Genomic DNA, 21,286 nt, shown 5'->3' with positions numbered 1-21,286 from the left:
AATGGAAATATACCTAGATACTGCAAATCCAGAGCATTTACAATTTGCTTCTAAGTTTCCATTTTTAAATGGTATTACAACAAACCCCAGCATCATCGCAAAGGAACATGACTCATTTAAAAATGTAATCCATGAAATAAACCAGCATATCCAAGGAAAAGTCTGGATGCAAGTTACCGAAACAACAGCAGATGCAATGTATCAAGAAGCTATTGAATTAAAGAATTGGGTCGATCATCCCGTCATTAAGTTACCTATGAATGAAGATGGATTAGAAGCTGCTTACCGACTAAGACAAGAGAATATGGAAGTAAATATGACGCTGATCTACTCACTATCACAAGTCGTACTTGCAGCTAAAGCAGATGTTTCTTATATTAGCCCATACATCGGCAGAATGGATGATCAAAGCCTTGATGGGCAAACATTTATCAAACATTCCAAAGAAATTATTCACTCGCTTGATGCTTCCACCAAAATTATTGGAGCTAGTATACGAACTACTCAGGTTGTCGCTGATCTAGCTAGATATGGATACGATGCTGTTACGATTCCCTTTCCGATCTTCAAAAGAATGTTTCAATCTCCTTTAACCACGGAAGGATTAGCATTGTTTCAAAGTGATTGGCAAAAATACACGGAAAATCTGAAGTAATAAAGTGAGACTATGTACCACTGATCATCAGCGAAACTTATCTGGGTGTTAGCGTCTGTTATCCCTAAACTTATCTTTGTGTTACTTGAATGGCCTACAGACGATTAACCCCGTGATAACGTAAACCTAAGGGAAAGGAGCAAGCAGATGTCCAATAAAATACTTGAGATGCAAAACATTAACAAGTCATTTCCTGGTGTGAAGGCATTATCTAATGTGCAGTTGGACCTACATCGTGGTGAAGTTTTAGCATTGATCGGGGAAAATGGTGCTGGCAAATCAACACTGATGAAGATCCTGACCGGTATCTATCAGAAAGATGAAGGCAGTATTATTTATGACGGAAAAGAAATAGCACCTACTAATACAAAAGAAGCCCAGGAACTCGGGATCAACATTATTCATCAGGAATTGAACCTTATGCCAGATTTAACGGTTGCCGAAAATATATTTATTGGTCGTGAGCCGAGAGATAAACTGAACTTCTTTCTAAAGAATAAAGAATTGAATCAACAAGCAGACGAATTGTTTCAAAAGTTAAATATTAACTTAAATCCACGCACCAAAATTTCTGAATTAACTGTAGCCAAACAACAGATGGTGGAAATCGCCAAGGCATTATCCTTTAATGCCAAGATACTTATTATGGACGAACCCACTGCAGCTTTAACAGATAAAGAAATCAATACATTATTTGATATTATTAATTGGCTGAAAAAGGAAGGTGTTGCCATTATCTATATTTCACACCGAATGGAAGAATTAAAACGTATTTCTGATCGAATCACTGTCATGAGAGACGGGGAATACGTTGCTACACTACCCACTGAAACAACTGAAATCCGTCAAGTTGTTTCATTAATGGTTGGCAGGGAAGTAACGATCGAACAGAAAGTATCTGATCCAGATAAATTTACTGATAAGGTCCTTGAAGTAAACCATTTAACTAATCACTATATAAAAGATGTTTCATTTCACCTCAAAAAAGGCGAAATATTGGGGTTCGCTGGATTAGTTGGGGCTGGAAGAACTGAGGTAGCAAGAGCAATTTTCGGAGCGGATCCCTTTTCAGGTGACATTAAAATAAACGGAAAAGCTGTCACAATCAAGCAGCCAGTTGATGCCGTTCAGCACGGGATTGGCTATTTATCTGAGGATCGTAAACGTTTTGGCCTTATGCTCGAAATGACAGTCAAAGAAAACATTGTTATTTCTTCTTTGCCACACTACTCGACAGCTACTTTTGTTAAAGCGACGAACATTAAAACAGATGCTGAGGAATATTCCCACAGATTAAAAGTAAAGACACCTAGTGTTCATCAACGAGTAAAACTATTATCTGGTGGTAATCAACAAAAGATCGTCATTGCTAAATGGTTACTCAAGGATTGCGATATTTTAATCTTCGACGAACCTACCAGAGGTATTGATGTCGGCGCAAAACAAGAGATTTACGATTTACTTGAAATGTTAGCTAATCAGGGAAAATCGATTATTATGATCTCTTCGGAATTAACGGAGGTATTAAGACTTAGCGACCGTATTATTGTTATGAACGAGGGACGAGTCACTGGAGAATTATTAAATCAGGATGCTAATCAAGAAAACATTATGGAGCTCGCTACACAGCATAACTAAAGTGTTTAAAGGAGTGAGAAGAAGATGTCAACTTTAACAAGTAATCCATCAGCAAGTGATCAAAGAAAAAAACTTGTAAGTTCTGGGGCACTGCAACAAATATTAGCATTTGCCAGCCTCATTATTTTAGTTATTTTTTTCTCGATTGCTTCGGAGAACTTTTTACAATGGTCTAATATTGAAGGAATATTATTATCCACTACCGTTATTGGTATTCTTGCCTTAGGAACTACATTTGTCATCATTACGGGCGGCATCGACTTATCTATTGGTACAGGGATGACGCTAACTTCGGTTATGACAGGGGTATTTATTGTATTTCTTGGTTTACCGGTCCATGTAGGTATTATCGGCGGAATTGTTACAGGTGCATTAATTGGTTTTATTTCTGGTTTTTCAGTATCTATCTTAAGAATCCCACCATTCATTGCCACCCTAGCAATGATGATGATCGCTGAAGGTTTATCTCTGGTCATTTCAGGTGCTTCACCTATTTATTTTAGTGATGTAGAAGGATTTAATAACATTGCACTAGGATCGGTATTTCTTGGAGCTATCCCCAATGCAGTGTTAATTTTCTTTATTATGGTTTTAATTGGATGGATTTTGCTATCTAAAACAATTGTTGGGCGATACACTTTTTCAATTGGGAGTAATGAAGAAGCGACTAGGCTATCAGGGATTAACATAAAAAAATGGAAGATGATCATTTATACAATTGCTGGCTGTTTTACTGGTGTGGCAGGGGTGATTATGGCCTCTCGATTAAATTCAGCCCAGCCTGCATTAGGTATGGGGTATGAATTAGAAGCGATTGCAGCAGTTGTGATTGGTGGCACTTCTTTAAGCGGCGGTAAAGGATCACTTATCGGGACAATGATTGGCGCATTAATTATGAGCGTCCTTACCAATGGTTTACGAATTATGTCCATCCCCCAAGAGTGGCAAACAGTTGTTATAGGTTTTGTTATATTACTAGCTGTTTATTTTGATATGTTACGCAAAAAGGATAGTTAAGTTTCTTTTGTCTTGTATGTAACTCACTTGAGTTATTTTATAAAGCAAGACTTCCTTCAGTGTTGGTTTTACCCCACTGAGGATTAGTACGGTGTTAGCACCCGTAATCCCCACTTAGCTTTTTTGATTCACTTGCCGCTTAAAATGGGGTTTGCGGACATTTAATACAGTAAAAAAATAATCTTTGTAAAGGGGAGTTATCAATGAAGAAAAGATTGTTAGCATTTTTAGTTGTCTTTGTATCTATTTTATTTGTTTTGTCGGCTTGTGGTAATGAATCTGAAGAAACATCTGAAAGTGATGATGCAAAAGAATCTGGTACAGAAGGAACACCTGCAAGTGACGAAGGATCTGGAGATAAACCTTATGTAGCAATTGTTTCTAAAGGTTTCCAGCATCAATTCTGGCAAGCTGTCCAAAGAGGCGCCGAACAAGCAGCTGAAGAATTTGATGTAGAAATAACTTTTGAAGGACCGGAAAACGAATCACAAGTAGATAAGCAAATAGAAATGTTGCAGGCAGCCCTTGATAAGAATCCTGATGCAATCGGATTTGCCGCATTAGATTCGCAAGCAGCATCACCACTACTCGAAAACGCTGACGAATCTGATATTCCTGTTATCGCATTTGATTCTGGCGTTGATAGTGATATCCCACTTACAACTGCATCAACGAATAACTATGAAGCAGCTGCTTTAGCTGCAGATAAAATGGCAGAATTGATTGGAGAAGAAGGGAAAGTGGCATTAGTTGTACATGATCAAGTATCTGTTACTGGTGTGCAACGACGCGATGGTTTTGTAGAAACAATAGAAGAAAAATATCCTGATATTGAAATTGTAGATACCCAATACGGCGGTGGTGACCATTTAGAATCTACTAACCTCGCAAAAACAATGATGCAAGCACACCCCGATATTGCAGGAATATACGGATCCAATGAAGGGTCAGCAATCGGTGTTGTCAATGCTGTCAGAGAGTTAGGTAAAGAAGGGGAAGTTACAGTAGTTGGTTTTGACTCTGGTAAACAACAAATCGATGCAATCAAAGATGGCGTAATGGCTGGTGCGATCACGCAAAATCCAGAAGGCATCGGATATGAAACTGTCAAAGCTGCTGTAGACGCTTTAAACGGTGAAGAAGTACCGGAAAACATTGACACTGGGTTCTACTGGTATGACGCGGATAATATCGAAGATGAAGAGATTCAAGCTGCGATTTATGAATAACTAATTTGACAAAAGGTCACAACAAAAAGTGGAGGGCAAAAATAACATCGGATATCATCGTTATCCATGGATGAGAGTGACTTTTCCCCGGAAGGAGATGGGCTCTTCCGGGGATATTTGTCTCTCTTCCATGGATATCATCGTTTATCCTCGGAAGAGAGTGCTTTTTCCCCGGAAGGAGGTGGGCTCTTCCGGGGATATTTGTCTCTCTTCCACGGAAACGCTTTTTTCAAGAACTCACCAGCCAAACAAAACACATATTAAAAACAGCTATTCCACTCACTAGTGAAATAGCTGTTTAGCTTCTAGTTATTTTTTATCCAATGGTTTCTTCCAAAAACCAATCATTAATGCCGAAATAGTTGCACCAATAAGAATGGAGACAAGATACATCAACCAGCTTCCTTCAACCGTTGGAATAACGAATATCCCACCATGTGGGGCTGGCAAGCCAACACCAAATAGTAATGATAATCCACCAGCTACCGCAGAACCAACAACAATAGAAGGAATAACTCGACCTGGATCAGCTGCTGCAAATGGTATTGCCCCTTCTGTGATAAAGAAAGAACCTAGGGCGTAGTTTGTCTTACCAGCATCACGCTCTTCTCTCGTAAATTTATTACGGAAGAATGTTGTAGCAAGTGCTAACGCTAATGGGGGCACCATACCACCTGCCATTACCGCTGCATGCGGACCTAAATTTCCTGCTTCAATCATGGCGATACCAAATGTAAAAGCTGTTTTGTTGATGGGACCTCCCATATCGACAGCCATCATACCGCCTAAAATTAGACCTAATAATAACGCATTAGTTCCAGTTAAACCACCTAACCACGTTTCTAAACCTGACATAATCGTAGCGATTGGTTCAATGATCACGTACATAACAAGACCAGTAACAAAAATATTTAAAACTGGATAGAACAAGATCGTTTTGATACCATCAAATGCTTTAGGTAACCCTGCTAAAAGTTTCTTTACGCCAACTGCGACATAACCACCTAAGAAACCTGCTATTAAACCACCAAGAAAACCTGCTCCACCAGTAGAAGCCATAAAGCCACCAATCATTGCAGGCGCAAAACCTGGCCGGTCAGCAATACTCATTCCAATGAAACCTGCTAAGACAGCAACCATTAGACCGAATCCGTAATCTCCTCCAATAGCTTTCAGTGCAGCTGCAAATGCATTATATTGCTCGTGATCTGGCTCGGCTGAATGAATACCAAAGAAAAATGAAATGGCAATAAGAACACCACCACCAACAACAAATGGTAGCATATTGGACACACCGTTCATTAAGTGTTTATAAAAACCAGAGCGCCCTCCACTAGAACTCGATCCTTCACCACTACCATCAGTTTCATAAATTGGTGCGTTACCACTTAATGCTGTATTGATTAACTCTTCAGGCTTACGAATACCATCTGTTACCCCACGGCGCAACACTTGCTTACCTGCAAAACGATCCAGTTCTACCTTTGTATCTGCCGCAACAATAACTGCTTTAGCATTTTTGATTTCTTCATCTGTTAGACGGTTTTTCACGCCATCTGAACCGTTTGTTTCCACTTTAATGGAGACACCTAGTTCTTTCGCTTTATCCTTTAAAGCATCTGCCGCCATATAAGTATGGGCGATACCTGTCGGACAACCTGTTACAGCTAAAATTTCCGGTCCTGAAGCTTGGTTGTTTACTTTTTCTTCTTCCTCGACTTGTCCCAATTTATCCTGCTCTTTCGCATCAATAATATTTAAAATTTCTGCTTCAGAATTCGCTTCCATTAATTGGTTTCGAAAGTCTTCGTCCATCAACAATGTAGATAATCTTGACAATGTTTGCAAATGATCATTGTTCGCACCCTCACTGGCAGCAATCATAAAAAATAAATGTGCAGGCTGACCATCTAACGAATCATAGTCTACACCTTCTTTAGATCTAGCGAAACAAATAGCGGGTGTTGAAACAGCACTTGTTTTCGCATGTGGAATAGCTACATTCTCCCCTACTCCTGTACTACTTTGATTCTCACGATCCCAAATCGCTTTGGTAAATTGTTTCTTATCATGAACATAATTGCCTTCTGCTAATTTATTTGCCATTTCATCTATGATTTCTTCTTTTGACTGAGCACGCGCTTCTAAAATAATAATGTCACGCTTCAAAATTTCCGTTATTTTCATAGCCCCTCTTCCCTTCTTTTTTATATTTATAGATGTGTTACCTGAACCTGTGAGAGCAATAATTCTACTTCTTCTTTCGTACACAGTGTCTTAGAAAATGCGGTAGCACTCCCTGCCGCAACGGCATATTTTGCGGATTCTCCGGCATTTTCCGTTGTCTGCCAACTGTAAATAAATCCCGCAACCGCAGAGTCACCTGCACCAACTGAGTGTATAGCTGTTCCTTTTGGTGCGCTTAGTTTCATTGCACCTTCTTCACCAACATAAATAGCTCCTTCTTTTGCCATCGATACTAATACATGATCAATCTGTTGCTCTTGATGAAGCCTGCTAGCTAATCGAACAACATCTTGATCATTCTTTACCTCTGTATCAAACAACTCTGCTAATTCATAATGGTTCGGCTTAATAAACGCAGGACTTGCGTTAATTGCTTCCTTTAAAGGTGCTCCACTTGTATCTAAGATCGCCATCACACCTTTTTGCTTCAGCATTGCGACAATTTCCTTGTATACGCTTGCTGATAGCGAACCTGGCAAACTGCCCGCCAATACCACGATGTCACCACTTTTTAAGGCTTCAAACTTTGCGAGAAATTGCTTGTATGCTTCTTCATCTATAACCGGAGAGACACCGTTTACTTCCGATTCTTCTCCAGCAGCTTTAAGTTTGACATTTATTCTTGTATCTTGCTTTAAGGGAACGAAATCATGGTTAATCTTCATCTCTGTTAAATAATCAGTAATAAATTTTCCAGTAAAACCACCAACAAAACCTAATGCTGTCGATTGAACACCAAAGCGATCCAATACACGAGAAACGTTGATCCCTTTACCACCAGCTTCCTTATAGTCTGACTGACTTCGGTTCACTTCTCCGGGATGGAAGGCTTCAAGACTGACTACATAATCAATGGCTGGATTGAATGTCACGGTATAAATCATAACGGCACCACCTCCAAAGTTGTTTGCTTACTAATCGTTTCTTGTTGTTCGTCTGATAAACCGTTGGTCGTAATGATATGAACACTCGCTAGATCTGCTACATTTGCGAAAGATACTTCTCCAAACTTAGTCGGGTCTGCTAATACATATTTTGATTGGGATTGTGACAATGCTGTTTGTTTGACACTTGCCTCTTCCGGATCAGGTGTTGTTAAGCCTTGTTCAGGATGGATACCGTTAATACCTAAAAAGCATTTATCAAAGCGATATTCTTTGATTGCGTCGACGGCTTTCGTACCAACGAGGGCAGCAGTCCCTTTCTTAGCCTTACCGGAAATAACATACGTTTCGATCCCATATTCTATGAGTAACTGAACATGTGGGATACCATTCGTCACCACCATGACTGATTTCTCCTTAAGAAAAGGAATTAACTCCATCGTTGATGAACCTGCATCGAGATAGATTGAATCGCCCTCTTCAATAAAAGAAGCAGCTTTTCGTGCAATCACGCTTTTTTCCTGTTGATTGATCGTCGACTTTTCAAGAAGTGTTGGTTCTTCTCGTTTCTTCTTTAATAGTGATGCGCCACCATGAACGCGTTTAATATATTGAAGGTTTTCTAGCTCTGTTAAATCTCTACGAATGGTTGATTCCGAAGCATTCGTAACTTCACACATTTCTTTCACTGTTACGACATCTTTCTCTCTTAATAACGATAAAATGATTTCTTGTCGTTCAATCGTCAGCATAAGTCACTTCTCCTATTAATAGGTTAATCGCTTACATCTATTTTACAACCACAAATGATCATTGTCAATCACTTTTGATCAAAAACAACCAATAACAGTCACACCCTTTATTGCACCATATGTTATGATAAGTACAGTACATCAGAAAGAAGGTTCAACACATGAAGAATCTTTACGTCTTTTTTGCTTTTATTTTTCTCTTACACATCATTTCCGTATTTTATCCAAACCCTTATCTATCATACGCGTTAGGAACTCTGTCCATTGCCATGCTTGCTATCAGTTTTCGAAGGGCTTCTCGATTGTTTCAGATCTTAGGTTCCGGCTTTTCTGTTGTGGGGATATTGTTATTTTTCTCTACTAATTTAACAGTCTGGGAAATTGTTCCTATGCTTGCGGGGAACTTATCTTTATTAACATTGCTAGCCGTACTGCCTTGGATGAACAGTGCCGTTGCAGCGGGACGTTTTGATAAACTAATGCAGCATTTGTTAAGAGGAAATGTGCGTGATTTGGGACAGTTGTATCAACGAAGTACAACAGCGATGATGTCATTAACAGCTTTTTTAAATGTATCTTCTGCAACGATTGCCCAGGATGTTCTAGTCGATAATTTAAAACCGATTCGGAAGAAAATTGCTAATAAAATTATTATGATGGCCACATTGAGAGGTTACTCCCTGGCATTGCCTTGGAGCCCTTTAGAAGTGTTACTGGCCATGGGGATTTTTATTACCGGAGTCAATTACGCGGAATTATTACCATGGATGATATTTATCACCGTTCTCATGTATGGTCTCGATAGCTTGTGGGGGCGATTATATTTTAAGCAATATCCTTATCCGGAAGACAATTATACTGCCCTTCACCAACAAAACAATCAAAATCGGTCAAAAGTCATTCAATTGGTGATTGCATTGTGTTCTTTTCTTCTATTAGTAATCATTATTGGTAATGTATTTGACTTAGAATTTATCTTGACTGTAACGTTATTAGTATTTCCTTTCGCCTGTTTATGGGCACTTGCGATCGGCAGATGGAAAAGTTTTTGGACAATCGGCTGGAACCGCTGGAAAAACAGCCTAAATAATATGGACAACTTCATTGTACTATTTGTAACCTTAGCTCTTTTCACCAATACATTAAATGAATCTCCAGCTCTTTTGATGTTACAGGATCCAATTTTATTTGCTTCCGATTATCCGATCTTCATTTTAATCATGATTCAATTACTATTCGTCGTATTGAGTATGTTTGGTGTCCACCCTGTTGCAACTATGGGAATTTTGAGCGGGATCAGCCCGATGTTAATGGATATTTTAAGTCCATTAAGTCTTGCTGTGAGTTTAATTATTGGTGGGGTTTCCACTGTACCAATTGGGACATATGGACTTGTCGTCACGATTACATCAATGAGTTTGAAGCAAAGTCCTTATTATATTACCTATTATAATTTGAGTTATTCTTTTGTGTTTGGTGCGGTTGGGATTGTGATCTCTTATTTGTTGATTTAGCGGACCCAAGGAAGGATCAAGGTTAAAAAGAATTTGCCTTTAATACAATATATAGGAGTGGTTCTATATGAGAAGACAAAAGGTTTTAAAATGGCTATTTATATCTATCTCCATTTTTGCTATTTGTTTTGTTTCTATTACAACTTTGACTGTAATTACTGATACCGAAGTAAAACAAACTATACAAACTGATCATGAGGATATAATAGCAGAAGAGCGGTCTGACATTGAACAAAGAAAAAAGGAGAAGCCTAAACCATTAGAATTTACAGGTGATTATGATAAAGATATGTTAGCAGAAACGTTAGCATACAATGAAATGCCTTTCCCTAACGATAGCCAATCATATGAAAATTTAACACCAGAGACATTTCATGAGCATTTAGCAATGATGGAAAATGTACCAAGTGAAATACGAGAAGATAAACTAAATTGGCTTGAAGGGGGATTAGACAAAATCCCTGAAGAATATCGGGCAGATTATCAAGAACGGATTACTAATTTAAAAAAACACCTCCATTAAATAAAATGTGGCACTCTTAATACTAATGGCCCCCTACCACTGGAATTCCTATTCTTCTTTTATTACGGTGCTAAACATCTGTACCCCCCTGACCATATCTCACTTTATCGTTAGGACCGTAATAAATGCATTAGTTTACTCCGACTATTCGTATTTGTTTTGGAGAAAATCGATTTCAGGTGATCCTGAACGGTATAAGGTGAAATCGATAAATATTGTGCGATTTCTTTTGTTGAATGGCCTTTCCAGACATGTTTCAGAACTTGAGACTCTTTGGAAGTTAATCGATAACATGTTACTAAATGCGAAAACCTAGCTTCTTCTGGTATAGGGATTCTCATCACCATCAACACATTTGCTTCATCGCTGCCGGTAAGTAATGATCCCTCCATTGCATATATCTGACCTGCTTGTGTTTTCATAATGGTTCTATGATGAGTTGTTTGTTCACTGAGCATTTGATAAGCAACAGCTCGAATAGAACGTGGTAACCTATCTGTTGCAATAGCTTCTTCCATACATAGTTCTTGTAACCATTGTTCCCCTTCACTATTTTGAAAAAGAATATCAAGCTTTTCTGAAAGAATAAGCATCGGCTTTATCGATTCATCCACAGACAATTGTGGTGTTTTTTCCATATGACTCCTCATCAGCTGTGCGATACTTTTAACATGTTTTGTTACTTTTTGGACTTCAGCATTCGTAAAAAACAAATTTTCTCTAAACAAACTGGCAAACCCATAGCACGTTTGATTGATTACAAAAGCAATTCTCATTTCATCCCTAAATCCAGCAGGCAACAATATCTCATCAAGTCGTCTGCTTGGTTTATCATGCAGTAATTGAACAGGAAGGAATCCACTTACTAATTCTTGATGAGAATGGATATCTTCTTCTAAATATTCATTTTCAAATAATTGTTGATGGATAGCCTCAACCGTTTCGTCTGTATATGCCCCCGTTGTCAGTAGGTTATTTGGGTCAACGGTTCTAATACATGCCGCATCAAATGAGCAAGTAGCATATAAAAAATCACGTATTCTTTTTCTTAACACATTCCCTCCCAACACCCACACCTCCCTTATCCCTTGATTATGGGATAGTTTTTCCATTTAATACATTTATAATTGAGAATGATTATTAATATAAATGTAACATAAAAGGAGCGTATTGCAATGACTATTTCAAATTTATCTTGGCATAATGACACTGTTAAAGGTTATTCTGCAACCATTGATCGAAAAGTCCCCGGATATCAATTGTTACACGAATTAACTGCCTTACTATTAAAGGAAATATTAACTCAGGATATTACAAAAGTCCTCATTGTAGGTGCCGGTGGAGGTAAAGAATTGATTACCTTAACAGACTTGTTGCCAGACCATGTCCAACTTACTGCACTAGATCCATCTACTCAAATGCTAGACATTGCTAAGGAAACTTTCAGTGCTAGGGGAAGAGAACATTCGATTTCCTTTATCGAGGGTTATCTTGAAGAACAAGATTTCCACGAACCTTTTGATGCCATTATTTGTATGCTTACCTTTCAATTTATTCAAGGAAAGCAATCGCAAATACGATTTGCACAACATCTAGCTCGCTCTCTTCATCCTGGTGCACCATGTTTTTTAAGTACGATGGTCAATCACGATCAAAGCTATTTTCAAACGTGGAAACAACATTTAATCAAACACGGTGGAACCAATTCAGAAGCAATACAGTTTCAAGAAAGTATCGGAAAACGTATATTTTCAATCGATGAGAAGGGATTAACAAATATGCTACACCAAGCTTCATTCACACAGATATCCTCTTATTTTCAATCGTTGTTTTTCAAAGGTTTTATCTGTTTTAAAGGAGGGACAGAGTCATGAAAGACGCCATTATTGTTATTGGGGGATATGGAAAAGTAGGCAAGATAATTTGTAAGCTATTAGCTAAACAGTTCCCCGGAAAAGTATATGCGGCTGGCAGAAATAAAGATAAAGCGATTCGCTTTGCTAAAGAGACAAATGATCTAGTCCAACCGCTTGTTTTCGATATGCATCAAACTGAAATACCGAGCTGGCTATCAGATGCAAAATTAGTCATGATGTGTATCGATCAACCAAACACACGGTTTATACAAGCCTGTTTACAAAATGGAACCGCCTATATCGATATAACAGCTGATCGTCACTTTTTAACTGAAGCTGAGAAACTTGAGACAGAGAATATTCTTGCTCCAGCAGTTCTAAGTGTTGGGTTAATTCCTGGTCTCTCCAATTTATTAGCTAATCATGTAAAAGCACTGATGCCGGCAGTTCATCAATTAGATATAGATGTTCTGCTCGGTCTTGGTGATGACCATGGCGAAGCAGCGTTAAAGTGGATGCTTGACCAAACACACTCATCCTTTATGATATATGAAGAAGGGAAAAAAGTTTGGAAAATACCATTCTCTGATAAAAAGTGGACCAATTTTGGTACTTTAGTCGGAAAGAAACATACTTATCGGTTTCCTTTCCCTGATCAATTAACACTTTATCACACATTAAAAATACCAAGTGTATCGACAAGGATCTGCTTTGACTCTAACTTTATTACTACTATGTTTGCGTGGTTCTGTAGATGGAAACTAAGTAGACTTCTTCCATTACCGTTCATTCAACAACTTTTTTTGTTTCTTTTGAAAAAATGGAATATTGGTTCCAAACAGTTTTCTGTTCACGTTAGTGGTTACGATGAAACTAGTAACAAAAGCGTCACCATCTACGGTGAAGAAGAATCCGTTATCACAGCGCAAGTTGCCGCTAGTGTTGCAAATGCAATCTTAACGAATCATTTCAATCCTGATATTTATCATATAGATCAACTCTTTCGATTAAATTATCAAGAAGGCAGACTGTATTTGGAAGTTAAGCAGAATAAGAATATCTATTATATTTGTGATTCTATTCGGTTTCGATAATTGTATGAATTTAGATACAAGTACTAACATAAAAAACATCATTTTAATCTAGTTAAGGTACGGTATTCATTGAAGATTTGAAATTAATATTAAGGTAAAAAAGGTTTTTTATGTAATATGATAATATAATGAAGAAGGATATCATCAACTCTGAAAATATTAGTAACTCATTAACAAAAGTTAAATGTTGTAGGGGGTGCTTATTATCTACAAACTAATGATAAAAAATCAGTTAAAAACAGAATTAAAATTGTATGGGAGTAGTTTTGCTGGTGCAATAATTGCTTCTTCTTTTTTTCTGATTCGACCGTCTGAACCGGAATCTTATTTGATATATTATTTTTTATGGATGATACCCTTGTGCGATACATTCATGCATTTTGCTGCTTCTAAGTATGCAGCAAAAGTTTATTGGTCAAAATATGCCAATCATACACTATTATACTTTAGAATCCTATTTCTCTTTCGAATGGTACACACTTTGGTACATATGTTATTTATAAATATACTGAATCAAGCACATGTTTTTGTTTTTGAATCTGATTTTACGAGCAATTTTTGGGGACTTCAAATTTATCTTGCTACCTTTCTTTTATACGGCTTTACTGTTGGTGCAAGTACATCCATTCGGCAAGCTAAACTTTCGCTAAAGAGAATCCAGAAACTCTCGCTAGGGTTGCTCCGTTTAATAGCCCCGATTATGCTGACAATGATAGTATCAAAGATAACTGATATCATATTTGATACAACTGCTTCCTTCATCTTATTAGGGACTTTTTTGAATATTATATTGGTTATTTTAAACTATTACTTTATCAAAACCTTCATCGACGAATCAGAAAACGTGTAAACAATTATATTATACGTTAGAAAGGAGTTTTTTTATGTCTTATGCTGATATATTAAAGAAGGAATGGAAAAATGAAAAAAAGGCATACATCATAGGTTTTGTGGGGGCTATTGTACTCTCGCTATATTTCTTTATCTTAAGAACGGATTCGCTAATGGTATATTTTCTTTTATATCTTTATCCTGCGTTATTATGTATACATCCCGTACGCTTACCAAAACCTTACGCACAGGCTTTTTGGTCAAAGTATGCGGACGCTTTCAATTTTTATAAAGCCAAAGTAACGCTACGGTTTATTCAACTGTTATTGCACATGCTTTTAGTGACCTTATTAAATCAAATTTACTTTCAATTCACCCATTCAAACTTCACATTTCATTTTTGGAATCATCAACCCTTTTTGATTTTCGTGATGCTTTATTTATATATGATAAACCTCGGTCTATCATTAAAAGAAACAGTTGTGTTGCAATCTAAAATTAAAAAAGTTTTTATTATAATATTCCAATTATTCGGCGTTATCTTTTTGGGAATGTTTGTGTCTTGGGTATTCGACTTTGTATACTACCTTATAAATTCTTCTTATATTGAAATAAAATTTATAAGACCACTTATGTTCATTTTATTTTCAATCATGCAACATCATTCAAATAAAAATTTGATCCGTAACCTACCGAAGTCTTTAGATGATTAACCCCTTCCAACAAACTCGAGTAAAAAAGCGACTTTAGCACAGTAACTAAAGTCGCTTTTTATAAACGCAGTCTTTACACTGTTGCGTCTTCAACATATGATCCTCCTATAATTACTACAAAGAGAATACCTGTTGCACCAATTATCGGTCCGAGTCCTCCACTACCCATTGATAGACAAATAAAAACAAGTAATGCAAAGCCTGCGAATAGAAAGATTTCTGCTGGTGAAAGATTGGCTAAAAAAGTATCGCTTAAATCAATATCTTTCTCCATCGTTAGCACTCCTCTAATCTTTAATCCATCACCTACATCAAGGAGCATTTCAAACTTACAAGGTTTAATTGTAAATGATTTCATATTCCAATTCGTCTCTACTTCTCCTACAGAAAATCGGACTTCCTCAATGATACCTTTATTTAATAAGTGGTTTTCGATCCAGACTGCTACTGGATTTCCAATAGAAGATTTAATGAATGCTTTTGCTAACAGCACCCATCTCCACGTTTTTTTATTTGATTATACACAAAAGTTATCCACATGCGCTAATTTTATAGTTTCCTAAACTAGAGCAAAAAACGGCACATCATTGTGTCGGTTTTCTACTACCTATTTCAAGGCTATTTTTAGTGACTGGTTAATTAAACGGGGCAAAACAGAAATATGATTTTCATTATCGTATATTTGAAATGTTGCCTCTAAATTGGGAACAGACATTAGTTCTTCTGTCAACTGCTTGGCGTTTTCCAACATATACGAAGCATGGTTGCCTTCCAATTTTCCTACCGCGACTAGTAAGGATACTGGTTTATCGAGCTTCGGTTTCTCATGTATAAAGTACTTTTTTTCCTTCATAATAACCGATTGATTCCAATGAACAGACGGACTTCCCGCAATATATGTTTGAAAGGCCTGACTATTTGTAAACAAGGTATGTAAGACAAATAAGCCACCTAGTGAATGACCGAATATCGTCTGTTTCTGCTTATTGATGTTGTACTTACTTTCAATCAAAGGCTTCAAGACATTCTCGATAAACGCCATAAATTTATCTGCTCCACCATGTGGCGGCAGTTCGCGTTCGCCCCACCTAACACTGACATCAAATTCCGGTTCTGCGAGCGTATAATCATAGAAACGCTCCTTTGAAAAAGGTTCTTCAATAGGATAGCCAATTGCTACAATGATAGCAGAATGAATCCCCGTACGCTCCGGTCTTCTAGCTTGCAGACGGACAGCATCTACTACCGTAGAGAAGATAGCATTCCCGTCCAACAAATAGATAACAGGAAATCCTTGCTCGGGAACAGGCAAATTTGGTTGATATACATCGATTTGAAATGATCGGTTACTATAGCCCGCCTCTATTTTCAACCGTTCAGTATTCGGAATCGTTACATTCATGATAGCTCACCTCTGCTATTTCGTTGATTTTCTACGTAATAAATAAATAAAATAAGGAATTCCAATAATGGAAATGACAACACCGACTGGTAATTCAACAGGAGCAAAAATGGATTTGGCAATAAAATCCGATAACGTCACTAACACCATACCAATTAAACCTGAAATTACAATGACCATTTTGTGATGAAGACCAATTAACCGTCTTGCGATATGCGGAGCTAGCAATCCAATAAATCCGATACTGCCAGATACCGACACACACGCACTGATTAAACCGATACTCGTTAACAGCCAAATGCTTTTTTCCCATTCGGTGGATAAACCTACATTCTTCGCTGTGTCCTCTCCTAAATAAAACAGATCCAAGTGCGATGCTCTGATCAAAATAAAAGGTAAAATGATGACAAACCACGGAATAATCGAGATGATTTTCTGCCAATTGGCATTCCAAATTGAACCTGTCATCCACATCGTCGCGGCTTCAAAATCCTGTGGGTTCATTTTAAGAGAAATATACAAGGTGATTGCACCTAAGCCAGATCCTGTTGCTATCCCAACCAGTAATAATCGATTGGAATCCAATCGGCCATTATTCCATGAAAAAGCATAGATAAACAGTGATGCAGCCATCCCGCCGATTAATCCAAATAGTGGCATGGTAAAAGTTGATACCAGATCAGAGCCCTCTGCGAACTTGCTTGCCAGAAACATATAAATCACGATTGCTAATCCTGCACCAGCATTAATCCCCAATATACCTGGATCTGCTAATTCATTTCGAGTCAGCGCCTGAATAATTGCACCTGCTATCCCCAGTCCTAAACCAACAAACATGCCAATGATAATCCGTGGTAAACGAAAGCTAAAAATAACAATACTATGCTCGTGACTTTGATCTAAAAACAATAAAGTTTTCAGCACCTCTGATACTGTCATCGAGAATTCTCCATAGGTTAAGCTCAAGTAGCCACTTACAAGCAGCACCACCAATAGTACTGAAAGAATCTGCAGAAATTTTTTGCGTCTATTTCGTGCCTGCATGGGATGCCCCTCCTCTCTTCTTGATCAGATAGAGGAAAAAAGGAACACCAATTGCTGCTGTTACAACACTAATCGGTGTTTCGAACGGATAGTTCATAAATCGGCTGCCAATATCAGCAAAAACAAGAAAAACGCCACCAAGTAATCCAGCGAATGGAATCGTCCAGCTATATTCCACACCTATCAAAAAGCGACTGATATGTGGAATGATTAGTCCAACAAAACCAATATTCCCTGCTAATGCTACCGCACAGCCAGTTAACAACACGACAGACAATATCGCAAGAGATTTCACCAGAAAATCTTTTTGACCTAACCCCACCGCCACGTCGCGCCCTAGAGACATTACCGTCATTTGCCTCGAAATCCCAAACGCAATCACCATGCCTACAATGACAAAAGGAAGAATGGTTTTTAATAAATCTGGATTAATTTGATGGAGCCTTGCATTATACCAAAAACTAATATCTTGAGACGTTTGGAAATAGGTGGCAAGTGCTGTGGCAATACTACTCAGAAATGTACCTATAATCGTTCCAATAATCGCCATTTTTACCGGCTTCATCCCATCTGATATAGAGGAAGCCAATAAATAAACGACCACAGCAGCAAACGCTGATCCTGCTAATGAAAACAATACCATCGTCAAATTCGGTAATCCTGGAAAAAAGATCATACAGCATGTAACCATTAAGATAGATCCATCAGAAATCCCCATAATAGAAGGAGATGCAAGATAATTTCTTGTCATCCCCTGCATGATAGAACCTGAAACTGCTAAGAAGCAACCAATTAATAACGCGCCGATCGCTCTTGGAATCCGCGAGTAGCGAATGATTTGATGATCGACCTTCGATGGATCAAAATGAAAGACAGCGTCCCATATGACATCTAGCGCAATCGCTTTTGAACCAAAAATGACCGAACAGACCAAACTTAGTAAAATGGTAACGGGAGCTATTGTTATGAAAATGATTGGCATTTTTAATCGTAACTGTTGCATAGCTCCTGCTCCTTTTCTTTATTCCGCTAAAACATTTTCCTGAAATGCTTTTAAGAATTGCTGCTTACTCCAAGCTGTACCACCTTGTGCTAACGGATCTACCGCATTAACGTAGACTTGCTCATTCTGGACAGCTTGTAAGCTTTGCCAGATAGGATTTTCTTCTAAATCTGATAACGCAGTTGGATTGTCTGCATTTTCTGATTCTGCATATTGTACAAAAATGTGATCTGGATTCAGTTCACTGAATTTCTCTAATGAAATTGCTTCTTGTACTTCGGCCTTTTCAATTACACTTGGAAGACTTAAACCTAAATCATCGTATAAAACAGAATTGAAAGAAGTGTCTTGTGAATAAATCATAATATTACCAGATCTGATTCGTACAACAACCACTGTCTCTTGTTGTACATCTTCAGGCATTTGACCTTTCAATTCTGTTAACTGCGCTTCATAATCTGCCAGAATTTGTTCTGCTTTTTCCGATTTTCCAGTAACTTCTCCTAACATCTGAAGGTTATCTTTCCAATTTGTAGAGATATGAGATACCGGGATCACTGTTGTAATCTCTTCCAATTTCGCAGCTGTATCTTCCGGAAATTTAGTCGTACTTAAAATAACATCTGGGTTCAATTCTAATATTTTCTCGATATTAGGTTGCCTCTTCTCACCAATAGATTCCGCATTTCCGACAATATCACTAAATAGTTCCGGGAATTCACCACCGACAGAAATAGCACCAATTGGTTCTACACCTAACAACAACGCATCCTCCATTGCCTCGAATGCTCCTGCAATCACAATAGTAGGATCTTGTGGTACTTCATACTCTTCTCCTAAATAGGAAATGGTACGTGTCTCTGATTCAGATTCCGCTTCTGTATCTTCTTCCTCTTGACTTTGATCTGTTCCTGTTGTTTCCGTCTGGTCTTCTGCACTAGCATCTTCTGTTTCGCCTTGCTGACATGCAACAAGCATCGTAACTAATGAAACTAGTAAAATAATATAAATCCATCTTTGCTTCAACATCTATTAACCTCTCCTCTTCCTACATTGATAATCATTCTCAATTATATATTGTAATAGAGGAGTTGAAAATGGACATTTTACTGATGGTTATTTGGACAAAATTCAATTAATATTTTTCTTACTTTTTGGAGTATACGCTCATGTGCCACAGCAGAGTATTCAAACCACGGATCTGTCGCTATACAATGCACTTGACCTTCGTGCACAGCTTTTATTTTCATCCAGTCCAACGATTGCTGTATTTGTTTCCAATCATATAGGGTCTCCTGCTCCTGACAAACCATTAACATGATATGGTCCGGATTGATTTTTACTATTTCCTCAAGCTTTAATTCCTGATCATGTACTGGTTGTTTTCCATAAGCTGATCGCATTCCCAACTCTTCAAAGAAAAGCTCTGACACCGATCGACTGGAAGTCAGGTAAAAAGAGTGCTTGAATTTACGTAAAAACAAAAAGGAAGCATCCGAATATCTACTCTGTAATTCTTCTTTTAATTGAAGCTTTTTCCGATCAAAACGATTTAACCACTTCTCCGCCCTATCCTTTTTATTTAAAAATGTCGCTAGTTCTTCAAGTTGCATTCGCCAGGTTGTGTCTTCCTGAATACAGAAAACTTGCATGTTAGTGTTGTGCTTTTTATCTAGATGACTGCTGTCATATTGATTGGTAATAATGATTTCCGGTCGATATTGCTGAAGTTTTTCCATATTAGAGCGGAGGTGCTTATCGATTTTATAAGCACTTAATTGAACAGGAATATCTGTCCGAAAATGTTCGTAATAGTAAGGAGTCCATTTAGGATGTAATGGAGCTGCATATGGTATAATGTCTAACGCCAATAATTGCCCCATGTAATCACGTTGACTGACGGCAATATAAGTCTTGTGATTGCTCCGAAATACACTTGGCGACATACCAGTTTTCTTTTTAAACCATCTGCTGAAATAATATTCATCACCTATCCCTATTTTTTTGGCAATATCTCTTGATCGAGCATCTGATTGTATGAGTAACCGTTTTGCTTCTGCGAGTCTTTGCTGATGTAAATATTTTATCGGACTTACCCCATATTGTTTCGTGAATAAATCGACAAAATAATGCTCACTCACTTGGGCGATTCGTGCCAAGTGTTCGATTTGGATCGTTTTATCATAATAAAGGTCCATATATCTTTTTGCCTCTAGTAATCTGTTCTCTGGTGCACCCTTCTCAGAACTTAATATAAAATAGAACAGGTCCTGGAAAACAATTTGCATACGGAAATTCTCTAATTCATTGTTAGGTTGACTCAAGGAGGACAACTGATTACAATAACTCCATACCGGTTCTATCGCTTGCAATCTAACAATTGGATGCATCCGTTGCCAGGGCTCACCTAACATGTCGAAATGAAAAACATATAATTCAATTTCCGATGTTAAATGGAGCGCATATGTATCTCCAGGCTTACATAGATAGACTTCTTCCTGATTCACTGCTATTTTATCCTCATTTATATAAATAAATCCTTCACCTTTTGCCATATATAGTAGTAAATAGTGATTACACCATGTAAACCGAAGTCGGTAATGGTTATCTTTTCTTATCCATTCCAACCACTTTAGTGTAAATGAATATACGGAACGCTCAAATTGTTTGATTTCATGCATGGTTGATAACCTTCTTCCTTTCAATTGATAATCATTCTTAATTAAAACTATAACATATAGTACCGATTAATGGTTGAAAAAGAGCGGATACAAATCCGAGAAAACCCATTAGTTTCTATAAGAGCGTGTTCAAAAAGGAGAACAAAAACCGCAAATGAAATTCAAGGTGGCCAGTAGCGAACACCAGAATGTATGCTTATCAA

At 37.7% G+C, this 21,286-nt stretch carries 18 protein-coding genes; 8 read left to right on the top strand and 10 right to left on the bottom strand.

The genetic code is table 11. The annotated features are described in order from the left end of the window. The first annotated feature begins 1 nt into the window (after position 1). The 4 genes from J5J03_RS19900 to J5J03_RS19885 all read left to right on the top strand — a co-directional run bounded on the left by J5J03_RS19900 (position 2) and on the right by J5J03_RS19885 (position 4,539). Positions 2-655: a transaldolase family protein gene (locus J5J03_RS19900; RefSeq protein WP_208592116.1), complete on the top strand. Its 654-nt coding sequence runs from the start codon at positions 2-4 to the stop codon at positions 653-655. Positions 656-802: 147 nt separating this feature from the next. Further along, positions 803-2,293 carry a sugar ABC transporter ATP-binding protein gene (locus tag J5J03_RS19895; protein ID WP_208592115.1) on the top strand — a complete coding sequence of 497 codons (1,491 nt, stop codon included), beginning with the start codon at positions 803-805 and terminating at the stop codon, positions 2,291-2,293. 24 nt (positions 2,294-2,317) lie between these two features. Next, the gene (locus tag J5J03_RS19890; RefSeq protein ID WP_208592114.1) at positions 2,318-3,310 is read left to right on the top strand and encodes an ABC transporter permease; all 993 of its coding nucleotides are present in this window, start codon (positions 2,318-2,320) and stop codon (positions 3,308-3,310) included. 203 nt (positions 3,311-3,513) lie between these two features. Further along, positions 3,514-4,539: an ABC transporter substrate-binding protein gene (locus J5J03_RS19885; RefSeq protein ID WP_208592113.1), complete on the top strand. Its 1,026-nt coding sequence runs from the start codon at positions 3,514-3,516 to the stop codon at positions 4,537-4,539. Between the two features lie 309 nt (positions 4,540-4,848). On the opposite strand, the gene J5J03_RS19880 is transcribed toward J5J03_RS19885, so the two are convergent. From J5J03_RS19880 to J5J03_RS19870, 3 genes are read right to left on the bottom strand one after another with little or no spacing between them, the layout of a single operon-like run. Continuing rightward, positions 4,849-6,726 carry a PTS fructose transporter subunit IIABC gene (locus J5J03_RS19880; RefSeq protein ID WP_208592112.1) on the bottom strand — a complete coding sequence of 626 codons (1,878 nt, stop codon included), beginning with the start codon at positions 6,724-6,726 and terminating at the stop codon, positions 4,849-4,851. A gap of 26 nt (positions 6,727-6,752) precedes the next feature. Then, the gene (pfkB, locus tag J5J03_RS19875; protein ID WP_208592111.1) at positions 6,753-7,670 is read right to left on the bottom strand and encodes a 1-phosphofructokinase; all 918 of its coding nucleotides are present in this window, start codon (positions 7,668-7,670) and stop codon (positions 6,753-6,755) included. Further along, the gene (locus J5J03_RS19870) at positions 7,667-8,422 is read right to left on the bottom strand and encodes a DeoR/GlpR family DNA-binding transcription regulator (protein WP_208592110.1); all 756 of its coding nucleotides are present in this window, start codon (positions 8,420-8,422) and stop codon (positions 7,667-7,669) included. The genes pfkB and J5J03_RS19870 overlap by 4 nt, the downstream gene beginning before the upstream one ends. Before the next feature lie 161 nt (positions 8,423-8,583). Here J5J03_RS19870 and J5J03_RS19865 point away from each other — a divergent pair, with 161 nt between their 5' ends. Continuing rightward, positions 8,584-9,936: a hypothetical protein gene (locus J5J03_RS19865; RefSeq protein WP_208592109.1), complete on the top strand. Its 1,353-nt coding sequence runs from the start codon at positions 8,584-8,586 to the stop codon at positions 9,934-9,936. Positions 9,937-10,003: 67 nt separating this feature from the next. After that, positions 10,004-10,459: a hypothetical protein gene (locus tag J5J03_RS19860; protein ID WP_208592108.1), complete on the top strand. Its 456-nt coding sequence runs from the start codon at positions 10,004-10,006 to the stop codon at positions 10,457-10,459. Positions 10,460-10,569: 110 nt separating this feature from the next. On the opposite strand, the gene J5J03_RS19855 is transcribed toward J5J03_RS19860, so the two are convergent. Next, positions 10,570-11,526: a helix-turn-helix transcriptional regulator gene (locus J5J03_RS19855; RefSeq protein ID WP_208592107.1), complete on the bottom strand. Its 957-nt coding sequence runs from the start codon at positions 11,524-11,526 to the stop codon at positions 10,570-10,572. Positions 11,527-11,634: 108 nt separating this feature from the next. On the opposite strand from J5J03_RS19855, the gene J5J03_RS19850 reads away from it, so the two are divergent. After that, complete coding sequence (locus tag J5J03_RS19850) at positions 11,635-12,333, top strand: class I SAM-dependent methyltransferase (RefSeq protein ID WP_208592106.1); 699 nt, start codon at positions 11,635-11,637, stop codon at positions 12,331-12,333. Beyond that, on the top strand, positions 12,330-13,409 hold the full coding sequence (locus J5J03_RS19845) for a saccharopine dehydrogenase NADP-binding domain-containing protein (protein ID WP_208592105.1): 1,080 nt from the start codon (positions 12,330-12,332) through the stop codon (positions 13,407-13,409). The genes J5J03_RS19850 and J5J03_RS19845 overlap by 4 nt, the downstream gene beginning before the upstream one ends. Positions 13,410-15,026: 1,617 nt before the next feature. Here the strand turns inward: J5J03_RS19845 and J5J03_RS19840 are convergent. The 6 genes from J5J03_RS19840 to J5J03_RS19815 all read right to left on the bottom strand — a co-directional run bounded on the left by J5J03_RS19840 (position 15,027) and on the right by J5J03_RS19815 (position 21,083). Further along, entirely contained in the window at positions 15,027-15,446 is a 420-nt protein-coding gene (locus J5J03_RS19840) for a hypothetical protein (RefSeq protein ID WP_208592104.1), read from the bottom strand. Between the two features lie 114 nt (positions 15,447-15,560). Further along, positions 15,561-16,355, bottom strand: coding sequence for an alpha/beta hydrolase (locus tag J5J03_RS19835; RefSeq protein WP_208592103.1), 795 nt, complete (start codon positions 16,353-16,355; stop codon positions 15,561-15,563). A gap of 15 nt (positions 16,356-16,370) precedes the next feature. Further along, on the bottom strand, positions 16,371-17,399 hold the full coding sequence (locus J5J03_RS19830; protein ID WP_208592102.1) for a FecCD family ABC transporter permease: 1,029 nt from the start codon (positions 17,397-17,399) through the stop codon (positions 16,371-16,373). Next, positions 17,383-18,402 (bottom strand): FecCD family ABC transporter permease, encoded by a 1,020-nt coding sequence (locus J5J03_RS19825; protein WP_208592101.1) that lies wholly within the window; start codon positions 18,400-18,402, stop codon positions 17,383-17,385. Before J5J03_RS19825 ends, J5J03_RS19830 begins: the two co-directional genes overlap by 17 nt. Positions 18,403-18,420: 18 nt before the next feature. Further along, positions 18,421-19,431, bottom strand: a complete 1,011-nt coding sequence (locus tag J5J03_RS19820) for an ABC transporter substrate-binding protein (RefSeq protein WP_208592100.1) — start codon at positions 19,429-19,431, stop codon at positions 18,421-18,423. Between the two features lie 77 nt (positions 19,432-19,508). Next, on the bottom strand, positions 19,509-21,083 hold the full coding sequence (locus J5J03_RS19815) for an AraC family transcriptional regulator (protein WP_208592099.1): 1,575 nt from the start codon (positions 21,081-21,083) through the stop codon (positions 19,509-19,511). Between the last annotated feature and the right edge of the window lie 203 nt (positions 21,084-21,286).

Origin of the sequence: Gracilibacillus suaedae (genome assembly GCF_017599345.1) — a bacterium.
Taxonomy (GTDB): Bacteria; Bacillota; Bacilli; order Bacillales; family Amphibacillaceae; genus Gracilibacillus; species Gracilibacillus suaedae.
The sequence above is the reverse complement of the archived record's forward strand: the minus strand, read 5'-3'. Positions and strand labels throughout refer to the sequence as shown.

Bases quoted from the DNA above. Each gene is read 5' to 3' on its own strand.
- J5J03_RS19900 (WP_208592116.1), top strand. From the start codon at position 2: ATGGAAATATACCTAGATACTGCAAATCCAGAGCATTTACAATTTGCT.
- J5J03_RS19895 (WP_208592115.1), top strand. From the start codon at position 803: ATGTCCAATAAAATACTTGAGATGCAAAACATTAACAAGTCATTTCCT.
- J5J03_RS19890 (WP_208592114.1), top strand. From the start codon at position 2,318: ATGTCAACTTTAACAAGTAATCCATCAGCAAGTGATCAAAGAAAAAAA.
- J5J03_RS19885 (WP_208592113.1), top strand. From the start codon at position 3,514: ATGAAGAAAAGATTGTTAGCATTTTTAGTTGTCTTTGTATCTATTTTA.
- J5J03_RS19880 (WP_208592112.1), bottom strand. From the start codon at position 6,726: ATGAAAATAACGGAAATTTTGAAGCGTGACATTATTATTTTAGAAGCG.
- pfkB (WP_208592111.1), bottom strand. From the start codon at position 7,670: ATGATTTATACCGTGACATTCAATCCAGCCATTGATTATGTAGTCAGT.
- J5J03_RS19870 (WP_208592110.1), bottom strand. From the start codon at position 8,422: ATGCTGACGATTGAACGACAAGAAATCATTTTATCGTTATTAAGAGAG.
- J5J03_RS19865 (WP_208592109.1), top strand. From the start codon at position 8,584: ATGAAGAATCTTTACGTCTTTTTTGCTTTTATTTTTCTCTTACACATC.
- J5J03_RS19860 (WP_208592108.1), top strand. From the start codon at position 10,004: ATGAGAAGACAAAAGGTTTTAAAATGGCTATTTATATCTATCTCCATT.
- J5J03_RS19850 (WP_208592106.1), top strand. From the start codon at position 11,635: ATGACTATTTCAAATTTATCTTGGCATAATGACACTGTTAAAGGTTAT.
- J5J03_RS19845 (WP_208592105.1), top strand. From the start codon at position 12,330: ATGAAAGACGCCATTATTGTTATTGGGGGATATGGAAAAGTAGGCAAG.
- J5J03_RS19835 (WP_208592103.1), bottom strand. From the start codon at position 16,355: ATGAATGTAACGATTCCGAATACTGAACGGTTGAAAATAGAGGCGGGC.
- J5J03_RS19830 (WP_208592102.1), bottom strand. From the start codon at position 17,399: ATGCAGGCACGAAATAGACGCAAAAAATTTCTGCAGATTCTTTCAGTA.
- J5J03_RS19825 (WP_208592101.1), bottom strand. From the start codon at position 18,402: ATGCAACAGTTACGATTAAAAATGCCAATCATTTTCATAACAATAGCT.
- J5J03_RS19820 (WP_208592100.1), bottom strand. From the start codon at position 19,431: ATGTTGAAGCAAAGATGGATTTATATTATTTTACTAGTTTCATTAGTT.
- J5J03_RS19815 (WP_208592099.1), bottom strand. From the start codon at position 21,083: ATGCATGAAATCAAACAATTTGAGCGTTCCGTATATTCATTTACACTA.